Genomic DNA, 15,197 nt, shown 5'->3' with positions numbered 1-15,197 from the left:
TCCTCGTGAGCGCCCGAGGAGGTCAGTGTTGCGGGAGCGCCTCCCGGGCCGTGGTGCCGCGGAAGCGGGTCAACCGCAAGCTGTTGGACACGACCAGGCAGCTCGACAACGCCATCGCCGCGCCGGCGATCATCGGGTTCAGCAGGCCGGCGGCCGCGAGCGGCAGCGCGGCGACGTTGTAGGCCAGTGCCCAGAACAGGTTGGCCTTGATCGTGCCGAGAGTCCGGCGCGAGAGCCGGATCGCGTCGACGGCGGCCAGGAGGTCCCCGCGCACCAGGGTGAGGTCGGCGGCTTCGATGGCGGCGTCGGTGCCGGTGCCGATGGCCAGCCCGAGGTCGGCAGCGGCGAGTGCGGCGGCGTCGTTGACGCCGTCGCCGATCATCGCCACCACCCGGCCTTGGGCCTGGAGATCTTCGATCACCGCGACCTTTTCCTCGGGAGAGACCTCGGCGACCACGTCGGTGATGCCCGCCTCCTGGGCGATGGCCCGGGCCACGGCCTGGTTGTCACCGGTGAGCAGCACCGGGTTCAGGCCGAGGCGGCGCAGCTGGAACACCGCGGGCGCGGACGTCGGCTTGACGGTGTCGGCGACGACGAGCACGGCGCGGGCGAAGCCGTCCCACGCCAGCACGACCGCGGTGTTGCCGGCTAGCTCGGCCTTCTCCTTCGCCCGAGCCAACACACTGGGCACCCCGATCGAGAACCGTTGCAGCAGCTCCGGGCGGCCGACGACGACGCGGTGCTGACCGACCCGGCCGAGGACACCGAACCCGGCGATGGTCCGGAACTCGTGCACCTGCCCGATCCGGCCGAAGCGGCGGCGCGCGGCGTCGGTGACGGCGGCCGCGATCGGGTGTTCGGACGCGCTTTCCAGCGCGGCGGCCAGCTGCAAGGCGGCGTCGGCCGGAACGTCGTCCACGGTCCGGACGGCGGTGAGGGTCATCTTGCCGGTGGTGATGGTGCCGGTCTTGTCGAGCACGACGGTGTCGACGCGGCGGGTGGATTCCAGCATTTCCGGGCCCTTGACCAGGACGCCGAGCTGCGCACCGCGGCCGGTGCCGACGAGCAACGCGGTGGGCGTGGCGAGGCCGAGCGCGCACGGGCAGGCGATGATCAGGACCGCGACGGCGGCAGTGAACGCTTCGTCGGTGCCGGAACCGGTGACGAGCCAGCACCCGAGGGTGGCCAGGGAGAGCCCGATGACGATCGGCACGAACACCGCGGACACCCGGTCGGCGAGCCGCTGGACCTGGGCTTTGCCGTTCTGGGCGCGTTCGACCATCGCGGCGATGCGCGCGAGCCGGGTTTCCGGACCCACCCGGGTGGCGCGGACCAGCAGACGCCCGCTGAGGTTCACGGTCGCGCCGACGACCTCGGCGCCGGCGGCGACCTCGACCGGCACGGCCTCGCCGGTGACCAGGCTCAGGTCCACCGCGGACGCGCCGTCGACGACGATGCCGTCGGTCGCGACCTTCTCGCCGGGGCGGACGACGAACAGGTCCCCGGCCCGCAGCTGCTCGATCGGCACCCGCTCTTCGCGGCCGTCGCGCAGGACCGCGACGTCCTTGGCACCCAGGTCGAGCAACGCGCGCAAGGCGGCTCCGGCCCGGCGGCGTGACCGGGCCTCGAAGAACCGGCCGGCGAGGATGAACAGCGTCACGCCGGTGGCGACCTCGAGGTAGATGCCGTCGCCCTGGCCGGCCGAGAGCGTGAACTCGAACTCGTGGCGCATGCCGATCGCCCCGGCGCCGCCGAGCACCAGCGCGTAGAGCGACCACAAGTAGGCGGCCGTGACGCCGATCGACACGAGGGTGTCCATGGTCGCGGTGCGGTGCCGGAGGTTGGCCAGTGCCGCCCGGTGCAGCGGCCAGGCGCCCCAGGTGACCACCGGGGTGGCCAGGGCGAGGGAGAGCCACTGCCAGCCTGGCACCTGCAGCGGCGGCACCATCGCGAACAGGATGACCGGAACCGCGAGCACGGCGGAGATCCGCAGGCGCCGGCGCAGCGCGTCCGGTCCTTCCTCGACCGGCCGGTCTTCCGGGCGGGTGGCCGTGTAGCCGGCCGCCTGGACGGCCCGTACGACGTCGTCGACGGTCAGCGTGGGCGGCACGTGGACGAGGGCTTTGGTGGTCGCGTAGTTGACCCCGGCTCGGACGCCGTCGAGGCGGTTGAGCTTGCGTTCGATCCGCGCGGCGCACGATCCGCAGGTCATGCCGCCGATGAGCAGCTCGACCTCCCGGCCCGGGGCTCGGGTCGCGCGGTGGCTCGTGGTGGTCATCGGACGAGCTGGTAACCGGCGGTGCGGATCGCCTCGGCGACCTGCGCCGGGTCGAGCGCGGTGTCGCTGCCCACCTGGACGGCACCGGTCGGGACGTCGACGTCGATCTGCCGCACCCCGGGGAGTTCGCCGAGTTCTTCGCGGACCGAGCTGGCGCAGTGTCCGCAGGTCATGCCGGTGACCTGGTACTGGGTCTGGATCATCGCACGCCGCCTTTCGTGGCTTGTTCGTGACGAGGCAGTGCCCTCGCTGTGACAAGGTCGACGGTCGCGTGCGTTTGGTTCCCGCGACTTTTCCAAGATCGTTTTCAACCGGTCGTGCCCGGGATGCGTAGTACGGGGTGTGACCGCACAACGCGCGGAAGACCCCGAAGTGACCTGCTGGGCACTGCTCGCCGGGCGCGGCGACCGAGCCGCCCTGGACCGGTTCCTGCTCGCCACCCAGCCCCATGTCTGGCGTTTCGTCGCGGCTCTGGACAGCCCGCGGACGGCAGACGATCTGACCCAGGAGACCTTTCTGCGCGTGCTGGGGGCGCTTCCGGGGTTCAAGGGCGAATCGTCGGCCCGTACCTGGGTGCTGGCCATCGCCCGCCGGGTCGTCGCCGATCACATCCGCGCGGCGCAGACCCGGCCCCGCACGACGGGAGCCGACTGGCAGGCGGCCGCCGAGCACGTGGCCGGCCCGGAACGCCTGGACGAGCAGGTGGTGCTCGACGAGCTGGTCGCCGCGCTCGACGACGACCGGCGGTCGGCGTTCGTGCTCACCCAGACCCTCGGACTGTCCTATGCAGACGCCGCCGCCGTGTGCGACTGCCCGGTCGGCACGATCCGGTCTCGGGTCGCCCGGGCACGCGAGGACCTGCTCACCGCGTGGGCCGGACGCTCGGCGCGCTACCGGCTCGTGGTGTGACGCAGCGGTGCGTAGCGCCGCACGCTCGTCAAGAGACAGCAGCCGATCGTGACGAGCACCAGGACCGCGGCCGCGGTGAGCCGGGTCGTGGTGCTCATCGGGACCAGCACGAGCGTGCTGAGGAACTCCACGGCGATCAGCGCGAGCAGGATGCGGCGGATCGCCGTGCGGGTGAGCCGGGCGCAGATCACCGCCCCCACCGGAGCGCCGACGACCACGATCGGCGCGGCGGCCAGCCAGTAGTCCACGACCGGGCCGGTGAAGTCGCGGACCAGGAACACGTGCGAGGCGAACGCGGCCAGCGAGACGGCCGTCATCAGGATCACCGTGGTCGGGGTGGCGACCTTCTCCGACACGCGGAACAGCAGGACGAGCACGATGAACATCACGGTGTTCTCGCCGACCCCGACCAGCCCGCTCACGACTCCGCCGGCGAACCCGGCCGCGACGACAACACCCGACTCGAGCTTGCCGGCCACCGGGATGAACGCGTTGCGGGCGTGGCCGCCGCGGCGCTGCATCACCAGCAGCGCGAGCGCGAGACTGGTGAGCAGGACGGTGAAGTAGGTGCGGATCTGGGGCAGGGACAGCAGCGGCGCGAGCACCGTGGTCGCGAGGAGCGCCCCGGCGACGCCGGCCGGGATGCCCAGGCGCAGCACGCGGCGCTCGACGGGGACGCGCATCCAGAGGATCACCAGACTGGCCGCGGTCATCCCGACGCTCTGGATGGCGTAGGTGAAGATCCGCGCGTCGGTGGCGGGGACGTGCAGGATCTTCGTGAAGACCGGGAACGCGACCGCGCCGCCGCCTTCGCTCGTGCCGCCGCCGACCAGGGAACCGAAGACCATCGTCACCCCGATGGCCCACTGGCGGCGCAGCGCGTCGAAGGCTTGCGCGCCGCCGAGCAGGAGCCAGCCGGCCCAGACCGTCGCAGCCAGGGTGAGCTGGACCCGCACCACGGAGCGCGTCGACCGGAGCGGGGCGGTGGGCTCGTCGAGTTCGAGGAGCGTCATGTGCTCACCATCCCGGTGCGCCGTCAAGAAAATCAATCGCTTCCCCGGAAGAGCGCAGCGCGCGAGAAGGTGATCAGCCGGCGGTACCCTGCTCGTCCCGTGCGGAGAGCAGGTCTTCCCGGGCGCGGGCGACCCGGGACCGGACCGTCCCGATCGGACAGTCACAGATTTCGGCGGCCTCGGCGTAGGAGTAGCCGAGGATCTGAGTGAGGACGACAGCCTCGCGGCGGCGCGGATCGAGATCGTCGAGCAGCAGTCCGGCTTCGACGAGGTCTTCGAACCCGGACACGCCGCGGCGGGCGGACTTCGCTTCGGCGGCGGTTTCCCAGTCCTGGCCGGAGGTTCGGGGCCGGACCGAGCTCGCACGGAAGTGGTCGACGACGGTGTTGCGGGCGATGGCCAGCAACCAGGTGCGGGCCGACGAGCGGCCGGCGAAGCGGGGGAGCGCGGTGACCGCGCGGACGTAGGTTTCTTGGGTGAGGTCGTCGGCGGCCGTGGTGTCGGTGAGGTGCGCGACGAACCGCCAGACGTCGGCTTGGGTTTCGCAGACCCACGCTTCGAAGGCGCCTTGGTCGCCGTGGGCGGCATCGAGCGCGAGCGCGGTGAGGCGCTGGTCGTCGCGGTCGCGGCCGGTGGTCACGAACCGAACCGTAGCCGACACTCCGTGAGTGCGGGACCGCCTGCCGGGTGGCGGATCTCAGCTCTGGACGCGAGTTCCTGGAACCGGAGCACATTCGTGTCCGTTCCCGGGAACTGGGTGACCGTGCCGACCGACTACCTATGGGGCCTTGATTCAGGAATGGCGCGTGGTTTGCCAGGGAGCCGGGAACTTGCTCGCCGTCCCAGCCGACTCATCCGGTATGGACTGTCCGCGTTGCCGCGAGGCGCTTTCGGCCATGGCCGACGGGCAGGCCGTGCCCGCCGAGGAGGCCGCCGCCGCGCGGCACCTGGCGCGCTGCCCGGCCTGCCGGGCCGCGGCCGAGCGGATCACCGTGCTCACCCGGCTGCTGCGCGTGCGCCCCGCCTTGTCCTGCCCCGACTTCGTTCCGGACCTCATGGCCGTCTTCGACGCGCAGGTTTCCGCCCGGCCGGCGGTCGCTTCGAGCGCGGTCGTGCCGCCGGAACGGGACCACGAGTGCGGTCGGCGGCGGCCGTGTTGCGTGCCGGTGCACGCCATCGTCTGGAGCGTCGGCGCCGCCCGGTGCGGATGCGTCCCGGGGTGCGGGTGCGGCTGTCAGAGCGGCGCACCGTGCGAATGCCACGCTTCGGTGGCGTGAGAACGGGCACTGTGGATCCGGGAAAGCCGGTGCTACGCTCTCGCCGCCAAGCTACCGACGAGGAACCCGGTGTGATTCCGGGACAGTGAAGGCTGACCGACGCGGTCAGCCGATGGCGTCGCGGTGGTCGCGCGCGGCGAGGAGGTCCTCGCGGGCGCGGGCGACCCGGGACCGGACCGTCCCGAGGGGACAGTCGCAGATCTCGGCGGCCTCGGTGTAGGAATAGCCGAGGATCTGGGTGAGGGTGATGGCTTCGCGGCGCTCGGGATCGAGCTGATCGAGGAGCAGGCCGAGCTCGACGACGTCTTCGAACCCGGCCCCGGTGCGGCGAGGGGATTCGCTCTCGACGGCCGTTTCCCAGTCCTGTCCGGAGACCTGGGGGCGGGCGGCCCGGGCGCGGAAGTGGTCGACGACCACCCGGCGGGCGATGGACAGCAGCCAGGTCCGGGCCGAGGAGCGGCCCGCGAACCGCGCCAGTGCGGTCACCGCCCGGGCGTAGGTTTCCTGGGTGAGGTCGTCGGCCACCGCGGAGCCGGCCAGGTGGGCGGTGAAGCGCCAGACGTCGGCCTGGGTGTCGCGGACCCACACCTCGAAAGCGCGCTGGTCGCCGCGGGCGGCGTCGAACGCGAGCGTGGTGAGCCGCTGGTCGTCGCGGTCCCTGCCGGTGGTCACGATCCGACACGGTAGCCGACACCGGCGGGAACTCCGGCGGCCCCATGGCCGACCATTGGGGTGTGAACTGCTCTGACTTGCGCGAATCCCTGTCGGCCCGCGTCGACGGGGAGCAGCCGGAAGTGGCCGACGACGTGCTCGACCGGCACCTGGCCGGCTGCCCTGACTGCCGGGCCTGGCAGGAGCGGGCGACAGCCCTGCGCAGGCTGACCCTGGTCCGGGAAGCGCCCCGGGTGCCGGACCTCACCGCGCGGATCCTGGCCGAGGTGCCCGCCCCGCGCCCCCAGCAGTGGCGGCTGCGCGTGGCGCTCGGCCTGGTGGCGCTCGTGCAGAGCGGCCTCGGGCTGGCCGAGCTGCTGGGCGCCGACGTCGGCCACGCCGCACACGGGAGCCTGGCCGCCGCGGTGCACCTCGGCAACGAGAGCGCGGCGTGGAACGTCGCGGTCGGCATCGGACTGCTCTGGGCCGCGCTGCGCCCGGCCGCGGCGGCCGGACTGCTGCCCGCCCTCGGCGGGTTCGTTCTCGTGCTCGGCCTCGTTTCCGGGATCGACCTGTCCACCGGGCAGGTGGCGGTCGACCGGGTGGCCTCGCACGGCTTGGTCGTCGCCGGGGTGGCGTTGCTGTTCGCGGTCCGCCGGCAGCACGCGCGGCACCCTGCGCCGCCGTTGGCCGATCGGGTGCCCGCCGGGGACGAGACTGGCCTGGGAGCCGCGCCGTCCGACGCCGGGACGCCTTCGCCGGGACGTCCGCAGCGCCGTGGGTTCCCCCAGCGGCCCACCGGCCGCCGGGCGGCCTGAACCCGCGGGAACCGAACCACGCCGGCAGCCGACTACCGGAGGAGAGCAACGAGCGAGAAGGAGCTGGTGACCATGTCCGAACGTGATTCCGAGCTGCGGCACGTCGCGACGTTCTGCGGCCAGTGCAACTGCGGGTGCCCCGAGCTGTTCCTGGCCGACGGCGCCCCGGCCGAACGCGAAGTGGTGATCACCGACGACTTCGGGCAGCGGATCGAGATGAGCCGTGACCAGCTGGCGGTGCTCGTCGCCGACGTGAAGTCCGGCGTCCTCGACAAGGTGCTGGCCCCGGCGGGCTGAGTGGGCCGGCGGCGCCCGGGAGCCTCAGGAGTGAACAACCCCCAGCGGTGCCGCCGGCCCTGGTGCGGGCCCGGACACGGCCCCGGCCCCGCCCGGGTCGACCCCGCGTTCCAGTGGTCGGCTGCCCGCCGGGGAAAGTTCCCGGGAACCTTCCCGTCTGTCCTCAGTGGACGCAGTGAGCCGGGTCACCGCATTGCCGGGAACCAGAACCCGCGGCGGCCCGACTCCTGCAGAGGAGGGCGGACGAAGGGAGCCCGATGTCCATCGACCAGACCGAAGAGCCGGCGGCGGAGCGCGTCGCCGAGCCGGTCACCGAGCCCCGCCCCGGGTGGGCCGCGATCCGCCCGCTGCTGCTGCGCCTGCACTTCTACGCCGGTGTCTTCATCGGCCCGTTCCTGCTGGTGGCCGCGGTCACCGGGCTCGCCTACGTCTGGGCGCCGCAGGTCGAGCAATCCGTCTACGACCACGAACTGCACGTCCCGGCGGCGGCCGGGACCATCCCGCTGGACCAGCAGGCCGCCGCGGCGAAGGCGCTCGTACCGGACGGCACGCTGACCGGCGTGCGCCCCGGGCCGACGCCCACCGACAGCACGCAGGTGATCTTCAACCGGCCCGGCCTGGAACCCAGCTTCCACTGGACGGTGTTCGTCGACCCGCACACCGGCGGTGTCCTGGGTCAGCTGGAGACCTACGGCTCGGGCCAGGCGATGCCGCTGCGGGGCTGGATCGACGTCCTGCACCGCAGCCTGCACCTCGGCGACTTCGGCCGGTTGTACAGCGAGCTGGCGGCCAGCTGGCTGTGGGTCGTCGTGCTGGCCGGTCTCGCGCTGTGGTTCGGCCGTCACCGCCGCAAGCGCACCTCGGCAGCGAGCCCGCGTGCCAAGGTGCTGAGCTGGCACGGCCGCACCGGCCTGGTCCTCGCGATCGGGCTGCTTTTCCTGTCGGCCACCGGTCTGACGTGGTCGCAGTACGCCGGGAACAGCATCACCGAACTGCGCACGCAGCTGGACTGGACCACGCCCTCGGTGACGTCCACAGTGCCCGCGTCGACTGGGCCGGACATCGGTTTCGACGGCGCCCGCGAAGCGACGTTGGCAGCCGGACTGACCGGCCCGGTCGAGGTCCGGCCGCCGGCCGCGCCCGGCAAGGCCTACGTCGTGGCGCAGATGGGGCGCAGCTGGCCCGTGCAAGCCGATTCGATGGCGGTCGACCCCGCGACCGGGAAGATCACCGACACACTGCGATTCGCCGACTACAACCTCGCGGCCAAGCTGAGCACCTGGGGAATCGACGCCCACATGGGTTTCCTGTTCGGGATCTGGAACCAGATCGTGCTGACCCTGCTGGCGGTCGCGTTGATCGCGGTGATCGGCTGGGGCTACCGGATGTGGTGGCTGCGACGGCCTACCCGGGGCGAGGCCAGACTGGGCCGCCCGCCGCTGCGGGGCACCTGGCGGAAGATCCCGGGCCGGGTGCTGGCCCCAGTGCTGGTCGTGGTCGCCGTCGTCGGCTACTACCTGCCGCTGTTCGGGTTGTCCCTGCTGGGCTTCTTGATCGTGGACGGCCTGCTCGAGGCGCGGCGGCGGAAGGTGGCCGCATGATCACGGCCGACGGGCTGCGGTGGATCGTGACCGCGGTGTTCGTGCTGACCGGCGCGTTCTGCGCCTACCGCTGCCTGCGCCAGGGGACCGCCGCGGAGCGGACCGGCGATGTGCTGCACGTGGTGATGTGCGGGGCGATGGTGGCGATGGCCTGGCCGGCGACGATGAGCGTCGCGCGCTGGCCGCAGACGGTGTTCTTCGCCGTGGCCGCCGTCTGGTTCGTCGGTGTCGCGGTCACCGGCGCCTCCCACGCCGACCACGGCGGGCGCCGGGTGGCGGTCTACCACGTGGTGATGATGGCCGCGATGGCGTGGATGGTGTTCGTGATGCCGCGCGCCATGGGCGGCATGACCGGACCGGGCGCCACGATGGACATGCCGGGACACCCCGGGATGGCGATGCCGATGTCCGGCGCCGCCGGGAGCACACCCGCGGACGTCACGACGGTCGCACTGGTCCTCGTGGTCGTTTTCGTCGTGGCCGGACTGGTGTTCCTGGCCCGGGCGATCGACGAGGCCAGGGCATCCCGGCCGCCGTTGCGCAGCCTCGGCAGCGGCACGGACGGGGTGATGGCGCTGGGGATGGGCCTGATGCTGCTGACCATGGCCTGATACAACGGTCCTCAATGGACGTGTGGGCTGGCTCACTCCCGGGAACTCGGGCGGCCTCCGGTCCGACGGCTGGGGGGTGAAGACGTCCCGATTACGCCTCCTGGTCGTGACGGCGGTGGTGGCCGGGCTCGCGCTCATGCTGCTCGTCGTCGCGACCGCGGGCGACGTGTACGCACCCTTGGGCAACGCCGATCCGGGGCCGTGGACGACCTACGGGTTCGCGGTCGTCCGGTTCGTGGCGGACGCGGCGGCCGCCGGGTGCTTCGGCGGCCTGGTGTTCGCCGCGTTCGTCGCCCCCGGCAAGCGGGACGGCGCCCTCTCGGCCGACGCGTTCGCGGCGAGCCGGTTCGCCGCCGGCTGCGCGGCGTGCTGGCTGGCCACCGCGGTCGTGGCGGTGCCGTTTTCGGCGGCGGTCGCGTCGGGCCTGCCGGTCGCGCGCGTGCTGCGGCCCGAGGTGTTCCTGCCGACCCTGAGCGCGACCGAGGAACCCAAGGCCTGGCTGTGCGTCGCGGTCGCGGCGGGGGTGGCGACGGCGTTCGCGTGGCCCGCGATGGCGTGGCGCACGGTCGTCGCGGCGGCGGCCGCCGCGGGAGTCGGGCTGCTGCCCCTGGTGTCGGTCGGGCACGTCTCGGTCGGTGCCGGGCACGACCTGGCGACCAACGCGATGTTCTGGCACGTCCCGGCGGCGAGCGCGTGGCTGGGTGCGCTGGTGGCGTTGCTCGCCCGCCTGCGGCGCGGGGCCGACGCGCTGGTCTTGCGCCGTTACCACCGGCTCTCGCTGACGTGCTTCGTGGTGACGGCGCTGTCGGGCGCCGTGGCGGGGTTCGTGCTCGCCCGGCCGGACGGCCTGCTCAGCCGCTACGGGCTCGTGCTCGGGATCGAGACCGCGGTGCTGCTGCTCACCGGGCTCGGGATCGCCGCGTGGCGCCGGCGGCAGTCCGGCGTGCGGTTCGCCGTGGCGGAACTGGTGCTGCTCGCGCTGGGCACCGGCGGGTCGGCAGCGCTGACCTTCCTGGTCCCGCCGTCCTTCGTCCACCACCCGGCTACCGTGCAGGAGACCGTGCTCGGGTACGGCCTGGACGCGCCGCAAACGATTGCCCGGCTGGTCGGGGACTGGCGGCCGGACCTGCTGTTCGCCCCGATCGCGCTCCTCGCCGTGACGGCCTACCTGCTCGGGGTCCGCCGGCTTCGGCGTCGCGGCGATCATTGGCCGCCCGGCCGGACGGTGGCCTGGCTGGCGGGCTGGGCGATCGTCCTGGTCGTCACCTCATCCGGGCTCGGGGTGTATTCGCCGGGGACGTTCAGCCTGCACATGGTCACGCACATGGCGTTGAACATGTTCGCGCCGGTCCTGCTGGTGCTCGGCGGCCCGGTCACCCTCGCCCTGCGTGCGCTGCCCGCTCGCGGCGACGTTCCCGGGGCCCGCGAATGGGTCGCGTCCCTGCTGCACGCGCCTGTGACGCGGTTCTTCGCCCACCCCGCGACGGCGGCGATCCTGTTCGCCGGATCGTTCTACGCGCTGTACTTCTCGGACCTGTTCGGCCAGGCGATGCTCTACCACTGGGCGCACCAGCTGATGAAGGTGCACTTCCTGGTGACGGGCTACCTGTTCGCCTGGGTTCTCGTCGGCGCGGACCGGACACCGCGGCAGCTCCCGCACCTGGCGCGGCTGGGGATGTTGTTCGCGGTGATGCCGTTCCACGCGTTCTTCGGCGTGATCCTGATGAGCAAGCAGACCGTGATCGCCTACACCTACTACCACTACCTCGCCCTGCCGTGGGCCGGTGACCTGCTGGCCGACCAGCGGCTCGGCGGCGGCATCGCCTGGGCCAGCGGGGAAATCCCGATGGTGGTCCTGGTCGTGGCGCTGCTGGTGCAGTGGGCGCGCGACGACGAACGCCGCGCCAAGCGAGCCGACCGCAGCGGGGACGCCGACCTCGACGCCTACAACGCCATGCTCGCCGAACTCGCGGCACGACGGGGCTGACTGGCTTGCGAACTCCCTTCTCCGGTGCTTTCCGGTCCATCACCAGTCCAGTAGTCGGCCCGACTGCGGGCGAAGTTCCCGGACGTCGTAACCTCGTGATCGCGACTCCGGTGGCCGCCCGGCCCATCACCAGCCCAGGCACCAGGCCCACCCACGGAGAACTCGCATGACAACCGCAGCCCCGGTCACCGGGGACGTCCGCACGGTCGACCTGGCCGTGACCGGAATGACCTGCGCCGCCTGCTCGGCGCGGGTCGAACGCACGCTCAACAAGCTCGACGGCGTCCGCGCGTCGGTCAACTACGCCACCGAGCGCGCGACCGTCCAGGTTCCCGCCGACCTCGGCGACGAGGTCCTCCTCGGGCGCATCCGCAAGGCCGGGTACGGCGCTCACGTCCGTGGTGAGGACGACGAAGACCTGACGGAGAAGCGGGTGCGCGACCTGCGCCGTCGGCTGATCGTCGCCGCCGTGCTGGCCGTGCCGCTGTGCGACCTGTCGATCACCCTCGCCCTGGTGCCGTCGCTGCGGTTCCCCGGCTGGCAGTGGCTCTGTCTCGCGCTGGCCGTGCCGGTCGTGTTCTGGGCTGCTCTGCCGTTCCACCGGGCCACGCTGCGCAACCTGCGGCACCGATCGTCCAGTATGGACACCCTGGTGTCGCTCGGGGTACTGGCGTCGTTCGCGTGGTCGGCCTGGGCGACGCTCTTCGGCGGCCACGAGCCGGGCTACTGGGTCGGGTTCGGGCCGACCGCGGCCGGCGCGGACGCGATCTACCTGGACGTCGCCGCCGGGGTGACCACGTTCCTGCTGGCCGGGCGTTACTTCGAGAGCCGGTCCCGGCGCAACGCCGCCGGGCTGCTGGCGGCACTCGACGCGCTCGCCGTCAAAGACGTGCGCGTCCTGCGCGGCGGCGTCGAGTCGATGGTGCCAGTGGGGGAGCTGCGGGTCGGAGATCTCTTCGTCGTCAAGCCTGGCGAAGCGTTCGCCGCCGACGGCACCGTCGATAATGGACGGTCTACTGTGGATGTCAGCGCGGTCACCGGCGAGCCGGTACCCGCCGAGGTCACCGCGGGCGACCGGGTGATCGGCGCCTCGGTCAACCGCGAAGGACGCCTGGTTGTCCGGGCCACCGCGGTCGGCACGCACACCCAGCTCGCTCAGATGACCGCACTCGCCGAGCAGGCGCAGGCCCGCAAGGCGTCGGTGCAGCGGCTGGTCGACCGGATCTGCGCGGTGTTTGTCCCGGTCGTGCTGGTACTGGCGTTGCTCACCCTTGGCGGCTGGCTGCTCACCGGCAACCCGGTCCGGGACGCTTTCACCGCCGCGGTGTCGGTGCTGATCATCGCCTGCCCGTGCGCTCTGGGCCTGGCCACGCCGACCGCGCTGATGGCAGGCGTCGGCCGGGGCGCCCAGCTGGGCATCCTCATCAAAGGGCCGGACGCGTTGGAAGCCAGCCGGAAGGTCGACACCGTCGTGCTGGACAAGACCGGCACCGTGACCACCGGCCGGATGACCGTCACCGCCTGCCACCCGGCCCCCGGCCGCACCCGGGGCGACCTGCTCTGGTTCGCCGGAGCCGTCGAATCGGGTTCCGAGCACTCGATCGCCGCCGCCGTCGTGACCGCCGCGCGCGCGGAACTGCCCGAGCTGCCCGCGATCGACGCGTTCACCGCGTTGCCCGGCCTGGGTGCCGAAGCCACTGTGGACGGTCATTCGGTTCTCGTCGGGAGCCCCCGGTTGTTCTCCGAACGGGGCATCACCCCGGCGTTCGACGTTCCCGTCGGCGTGGCCGTGCCGGTCCTCGTCGCCGTCGACGGCGAACCCATCGGACTGATCGAGGTCAGTGACGTCGTCAAACCCTCCGCCACGGCCGCGGTCGCCGCGTTGCGTGCTCAAGGGCTGCGAACCGTCCTGCTCACCGGGGACCACGAGGTCGCGGCGAACGCGGTCGCCGCCGAGATCGGCGTCGACGAGGTGCGGGCCGGGGTGCTGCCCGCGGACAAGGCCCGCGCGATCGAAGAGCTGCGCGCGACCGGCTCCCGGGTGGCGATGGTGGGGGACGGGATCAACGACGGCCCGGCGCTGGCCACCGCCGACCTCGGGATGGCGATGGCGCACGGCAGCGACATCGCGCTGCGCTCGGCGGACGTCGTGCTGGTGCGCGAGGACCTGCGGGTGGTGCCGGACGCGATCCGGCTCGCCGACCGGACGCTGCGGATCATCCGCGGCAACCTCGCATGGGCGTTCGGGTACAACGTGGCCGCCCTGCCGCTCGCGGCGCTCGGGCTGCTCAATCCCCTCATCGCGGGGGCGGCGATGTCGCTGTCCTCGGTGCTGGTGGTGTCCAACAGCCTGCGGCTGCGGTCGTTCGACGGTTCCGGAGACAAGGAGAGGCACGACTGATGGCGAAGAAGAAGTCCAACGTGGTCACCGCGAAGAAGGGACTGTCGGCCAACGCCTGGACGACGATCGCTGTCCTCGCCCTCGCGGTGGTCGTGATCGGCGGTGTGCTGGTGTTCAACCGCAGCGACTCTTCGGCGCCGCAAGGCGCGATTGCCGCGGACGTGCTGCGCCACCCGGACAGCAACACACTGACGACGTCGTCGTCCACCGCCGTGACGGTGGTCGAGTTCCTGGACTACCAGTGCCCGGTCTGTGAGGCGTACTACCAGAACGTGACCCACACCCTGGAAAAGGACTACGCGGGCAAGATCACCTTCGTCACCCGCAACTTCCCGCTCCCGATGCACCCGCTGGCGGTCCCGGCGGCGAAGGCCGCCGAGGCGGCGTCGCTGCAGGGCAAGTACCAGCCGATGTTCGACAAGCTCTACGGCGACTACCCGGCCTGGGCGCTGGCGGCCGATGGCCAGAACGTCAGCGACGACACCGCCCGCGCCCAGGCGAAGTTCGAGAGCTACGCGACCGAAATCGGGCTCGACCTGGCGAAGTTCCGCGCCGACCTTGCGTCGCCGGCCGTGCAGCAGCGGATCGACCAGGGCAAGGCCGACGGGGAGAAGGCCGGTGTCTCGGGTACCCCGACGATCTTCGTCAACGGTAATCAGTTCAAGCCGACCGGCCAGACCTACCCGGACATCGCCCAGCAGTTGCGGGGCGAGATCGACAAGGCGCTGAAGGCGTGAACCGGGCCCTGGGGTGGCTCTACACCGTCGGCGGTGCGCTCGGCCTGATCGCTGCCGTGACGTTGACGTTGGAGAAGATCGAGCGGCTGAAGGACCCGTCCTACGTCCCGAGTTGTTCGATCAACCCGGTCCTGTCGTGCGGGTCGGTGATGGACAGCCCGCAGGCAGCGGCTTTCGGGTTCCCCAATCCGATCATCGGGGTGGCGGCGTTCGCGGTCGTGGTCACCTTCGGCGTGGTGCTGCTGACCGGGTACGAGCCGCCGCGCTGGATCTGGTTCGGCATGCAGCTGGGGGCGACGTTCGGGATCGTGTTCGTGCACTGGCTGATCTTCGCCAGCTTGTACCGGATCCACGCGCTGTGCCCGTACTGCATGGTCGTGTGGGTCGTCACGATCGCGATCTTCTGGTACACCACGCTGCACAACCTCCGGACCTCCCGGATCGGTGTCGCGCTCCGGAGGTTCCACAGTGGAATCCTGGCACTCTGGTACGTCGTGATCGTGGCGCTGATCCTGCAGCAGTTCTGGAGCTACTGGCGCACGCTGGTCTGAACGCCGCAGGCGAGCGCGGTGGCCAGGTCGGTCTGCTTGGACGGCCACCTCGTGCCGTTCGGCTTC

15 protein-coding genes are annotated in these 15,197 nt (G+C 71.9%); 10 read left to right on the top strand and 5 right to left on the bottom strand.

The genetic code is table 11. The features are described from left to right. Nucleotides 1-22 precede the first annotated feature (22 nt). Nucleotides 23-2,278, bottom strand: a complete 2,256-nt coding sequence (locus ACIA5G_RS49835) for a heavy metal translocating P-type ATPase (protein ID WP_395936876.1) — start codon at nucleotides 2,276-2,278, stop codon at nucleotides 23-25. Further along, on the bottom strand, nucleotides 2,275-2,481 hold the full coding sequence (locus ACIA5G_RS49830; protein WP_395936874.1) for a heavy-metal-associated domain-containing protein: 207 nt from the start codon (nucleotides 2,479-2,481) through the stop codon (nucleotides 2,275-2,277). The genes ACIA5G_RS49835 and ACIA5G_RS49830 overlap by 4 nt, the downstream gene beginning before the upstream one ends. A gap of 139 nt (nucleotides 2,482-2,620) precedes the next feature. Here ACIA5G_RS49830 and ACIA5G_RS49825 point away from each other — a divergent pair, with 139 nt between their 5' ends. Further along, on the top strand, nucleotides 2,621-3,187 hold the full coding sequence (locus ACIA5G_RS49825; RefSeq protein WP_395936872.1) for a sigma-70 family RNA polymerase sigma factor: 567 nt from the start codon (nucleotides 2,621-2,623) through the stop codon (nucleotides 3,185-3,187). Here ACIA5G_RS49825 and ACIA5G_RS49820 read toward each other — a convergent pair. Both ACIA5G_RS49820 and ACIA5G_RS49815 read right to left on the bottom strand, forming a co-directional pair. After that, the gene (locus ACIA5G_RS49820; protein ID WP_395936870.1) at nucleotides 3,169-4,200 is read right to left on the bottom strand and encodes a TSUP family transporter; all 1,032 of its coding nucleotides are present in this window, start codon (nucleotides 4,198-4,200) and stop codon (nucleotides 3,169-3,171) included. The two genes, ACIA5G_RS49825 and ACIA5G_RS49820, sit on opposite strands and share 19 nt — an antisense overlap. A gap of 73 nt (nucleotides 4,201-4,273) precedes the next feature. Beyond that, on the bottom strand, nucleotides 4,274-4,840 hold the full coding sequence (locus ACIA5G_RS49815) for a sigma-70 family RNA polymerase sigma factor (RefSeq protein ID WP_395936868.1): 567 nt from the start codon (nucleotides 4,838-4,840) through the stop codon (nucleotides 4,274-4,276). A 220-nt stretch (nucleotides 4,841-5,060) separates the two neighbouring features. On the opposite strand from ACIA5G_RS49815, the gene ACIA5G_RS49810 reads away from it, so the two are divergent. Beyond that, nucleotides 5,061-5,477, top strand: coding sequence for a zf-HC2 domain-containing protein (locus ACIA5G_RS49810; protein WP_395936866.1), 417 nt, complete (start codon nucleotides 5,061-5,063; stop codon nucleotides 5,475-5,477). A 105-nt stretch (nucleotides 5,478-5,582) separates the two neighbouring features. On the opposite strand, the gene ACIA5G_RS49805 is transcribed toward ACIA5G_RS49810, so the two are convergent. Continuing rightward, complete coding sequence (locus ACIA5G_RS49805) at nucleotides 5,583-6,149, bottom strand: sigma-70 family RNA polymerase sigma factor (RefSeq protein ID WP_395936864.1); 567 nt, start codon at nucleotides 6,147-6,149, stop codon at nucleotides 5,583-5,585. A 62-nt stretch (nucleotides 6,150-6,211) separates the two neighbouring features. Here ACIA5G_RS49805 and ACIA5G_RS49800 point away from each other — a divergent pair, with 62 nt between their 5' ends. The 8 genes from ACIA5G_RS49800 to ACIA5G_RS49765 all read left to right on the top strand — a co-directional run bounded on the left by ACIA5G_RS49800 (nucleotide 6,212) and on the right by ACIA5G_RS49765 (nucleotide 15,131). Then, a complete protein-coding gene (locus tag ACIA5G_RS49800; RefSeq protein WP_395936862.1) occupies nucleotides 6,212-6,946 on the top strand; it encodes a zf-HC2 domain-containing protein in 735 nt (244 codons plus the stop codon). Between the two features lie 72 nt (nucleotides 6,947-7,018). After that, the gene (locus tag ACIA5G_RS49795; RefSeq protein ID WP_395936860.1) at nucleotides 7,019-7,243 is read left to right on the top strand and encodes a hypothetical protein; all 225 of its coding nucleotides are present in this window, start codon (nucleotides 7,019-7,021) and stop codon (nucleotides 7,241-7,243) included. Nucleotides 7,244-7,500: 257 nt separating this feature from the next. Then, nucleotides 7,501-8,844, top strand: coding sequence for a PepSY-associated TM helix domain-containing protein (locus tag ACIA5G_RS49790; protein ID WP_395936858.1), 1,344 nt, complete (start codon nucleotides 7,501-7,503; stop codon nucleotides 8,842-8,844). Then, nucleotides 8,841-9,455, top strand: coding sequence for a DUF5134 domain-containing protein (locus tag ACIA5G_RS49785; RefSeq protein WP_395936856.1), 615 nt, complete (start codon nucleotides 8,841-8,843; stop codon nucleotides 9,453-9,455). Before ACIA5G_RS49790 ends, ACIA5G_RS49785 begins: the two co-directional genes overlap by 4 nt. Nucleotides 9,456-9,531: 76 nt before the next feature. Further along, nucleotides 9,532-11,442 (top strand): cytochrome c oxidase assembly protein, encoded by a 1,911-nt coding sequence (locus ACIA5G_RS49780; RefSeq protein ID WP_395936854.1) that lies wholly within the window; start codon nucleotides 9,532-9,534, stop codon nucleotides 11,440-11,442. A 166-nt stretch (nucleotides 11,443-11,608) separates the two neighbouring features. Beyond that, nucleotides 11,609-13,843 carry a heavy metal translocating P-type ATPase gene (locus ACIA5G_RS49775; RefSeq protein WP_395936852.1) on the top strand — a complete coding sequence of 745 codons (2,235 nt, stop codon included), beginning with the start codon at nucleotides 11,609-11,611 and terminating at the stop codon, nucleotides 13,841-13,843. Then, the gene (locus ACIA5G_RS49770; protein WP_395936850.1) at nucleotides 13,843-14,580 is read left to right on the top strand and encodes a DsbA family protein; all 738 of its coding nucleotides are present in this window, start codon (nucleotides 13,843-13,845) and stop codon (nucleotides 14,578-14,580) included. Before ACIA5G_RS49775 ends, ACIA5G_RS49770 begins: the two co-directional genes overlap by 1 nt. Further along, the gene (locus ACIA5G_RS49765; protein WP_395936848.1) at nucleotides 14,577-15,131 is read left to right on the top strand and encodes a vitamin K epoxide reductase family protein; all 555 of its coding nucleotides are present in this window, start codon (nucleotides 14,577-14,579) and stop codon (nucleotides 15,129-15,131) included. The genes ACIA5G_RS49770 and ACIA5G_RS49765 overlap by 4 nt, the downstream gene beginning before the upstream one ends. Nucleotides 15,132-15,197: the final 66 nt, after the last annotated feature.

The sequence above is a fragment of the Amycolatopsis sp. NPDC051758 genome (genome assembly GCF_044453095.1).
GTDB lineage: Bacteria > Actinomycetota > Actinomycetes > Mycobacteriales > Pseudonocardiaceae > Amycolatopsis.
Note: the sequence above shows the minus strand (reverse complement) of the source record. Positions and strands in the feature narration are given on the sequence as shown.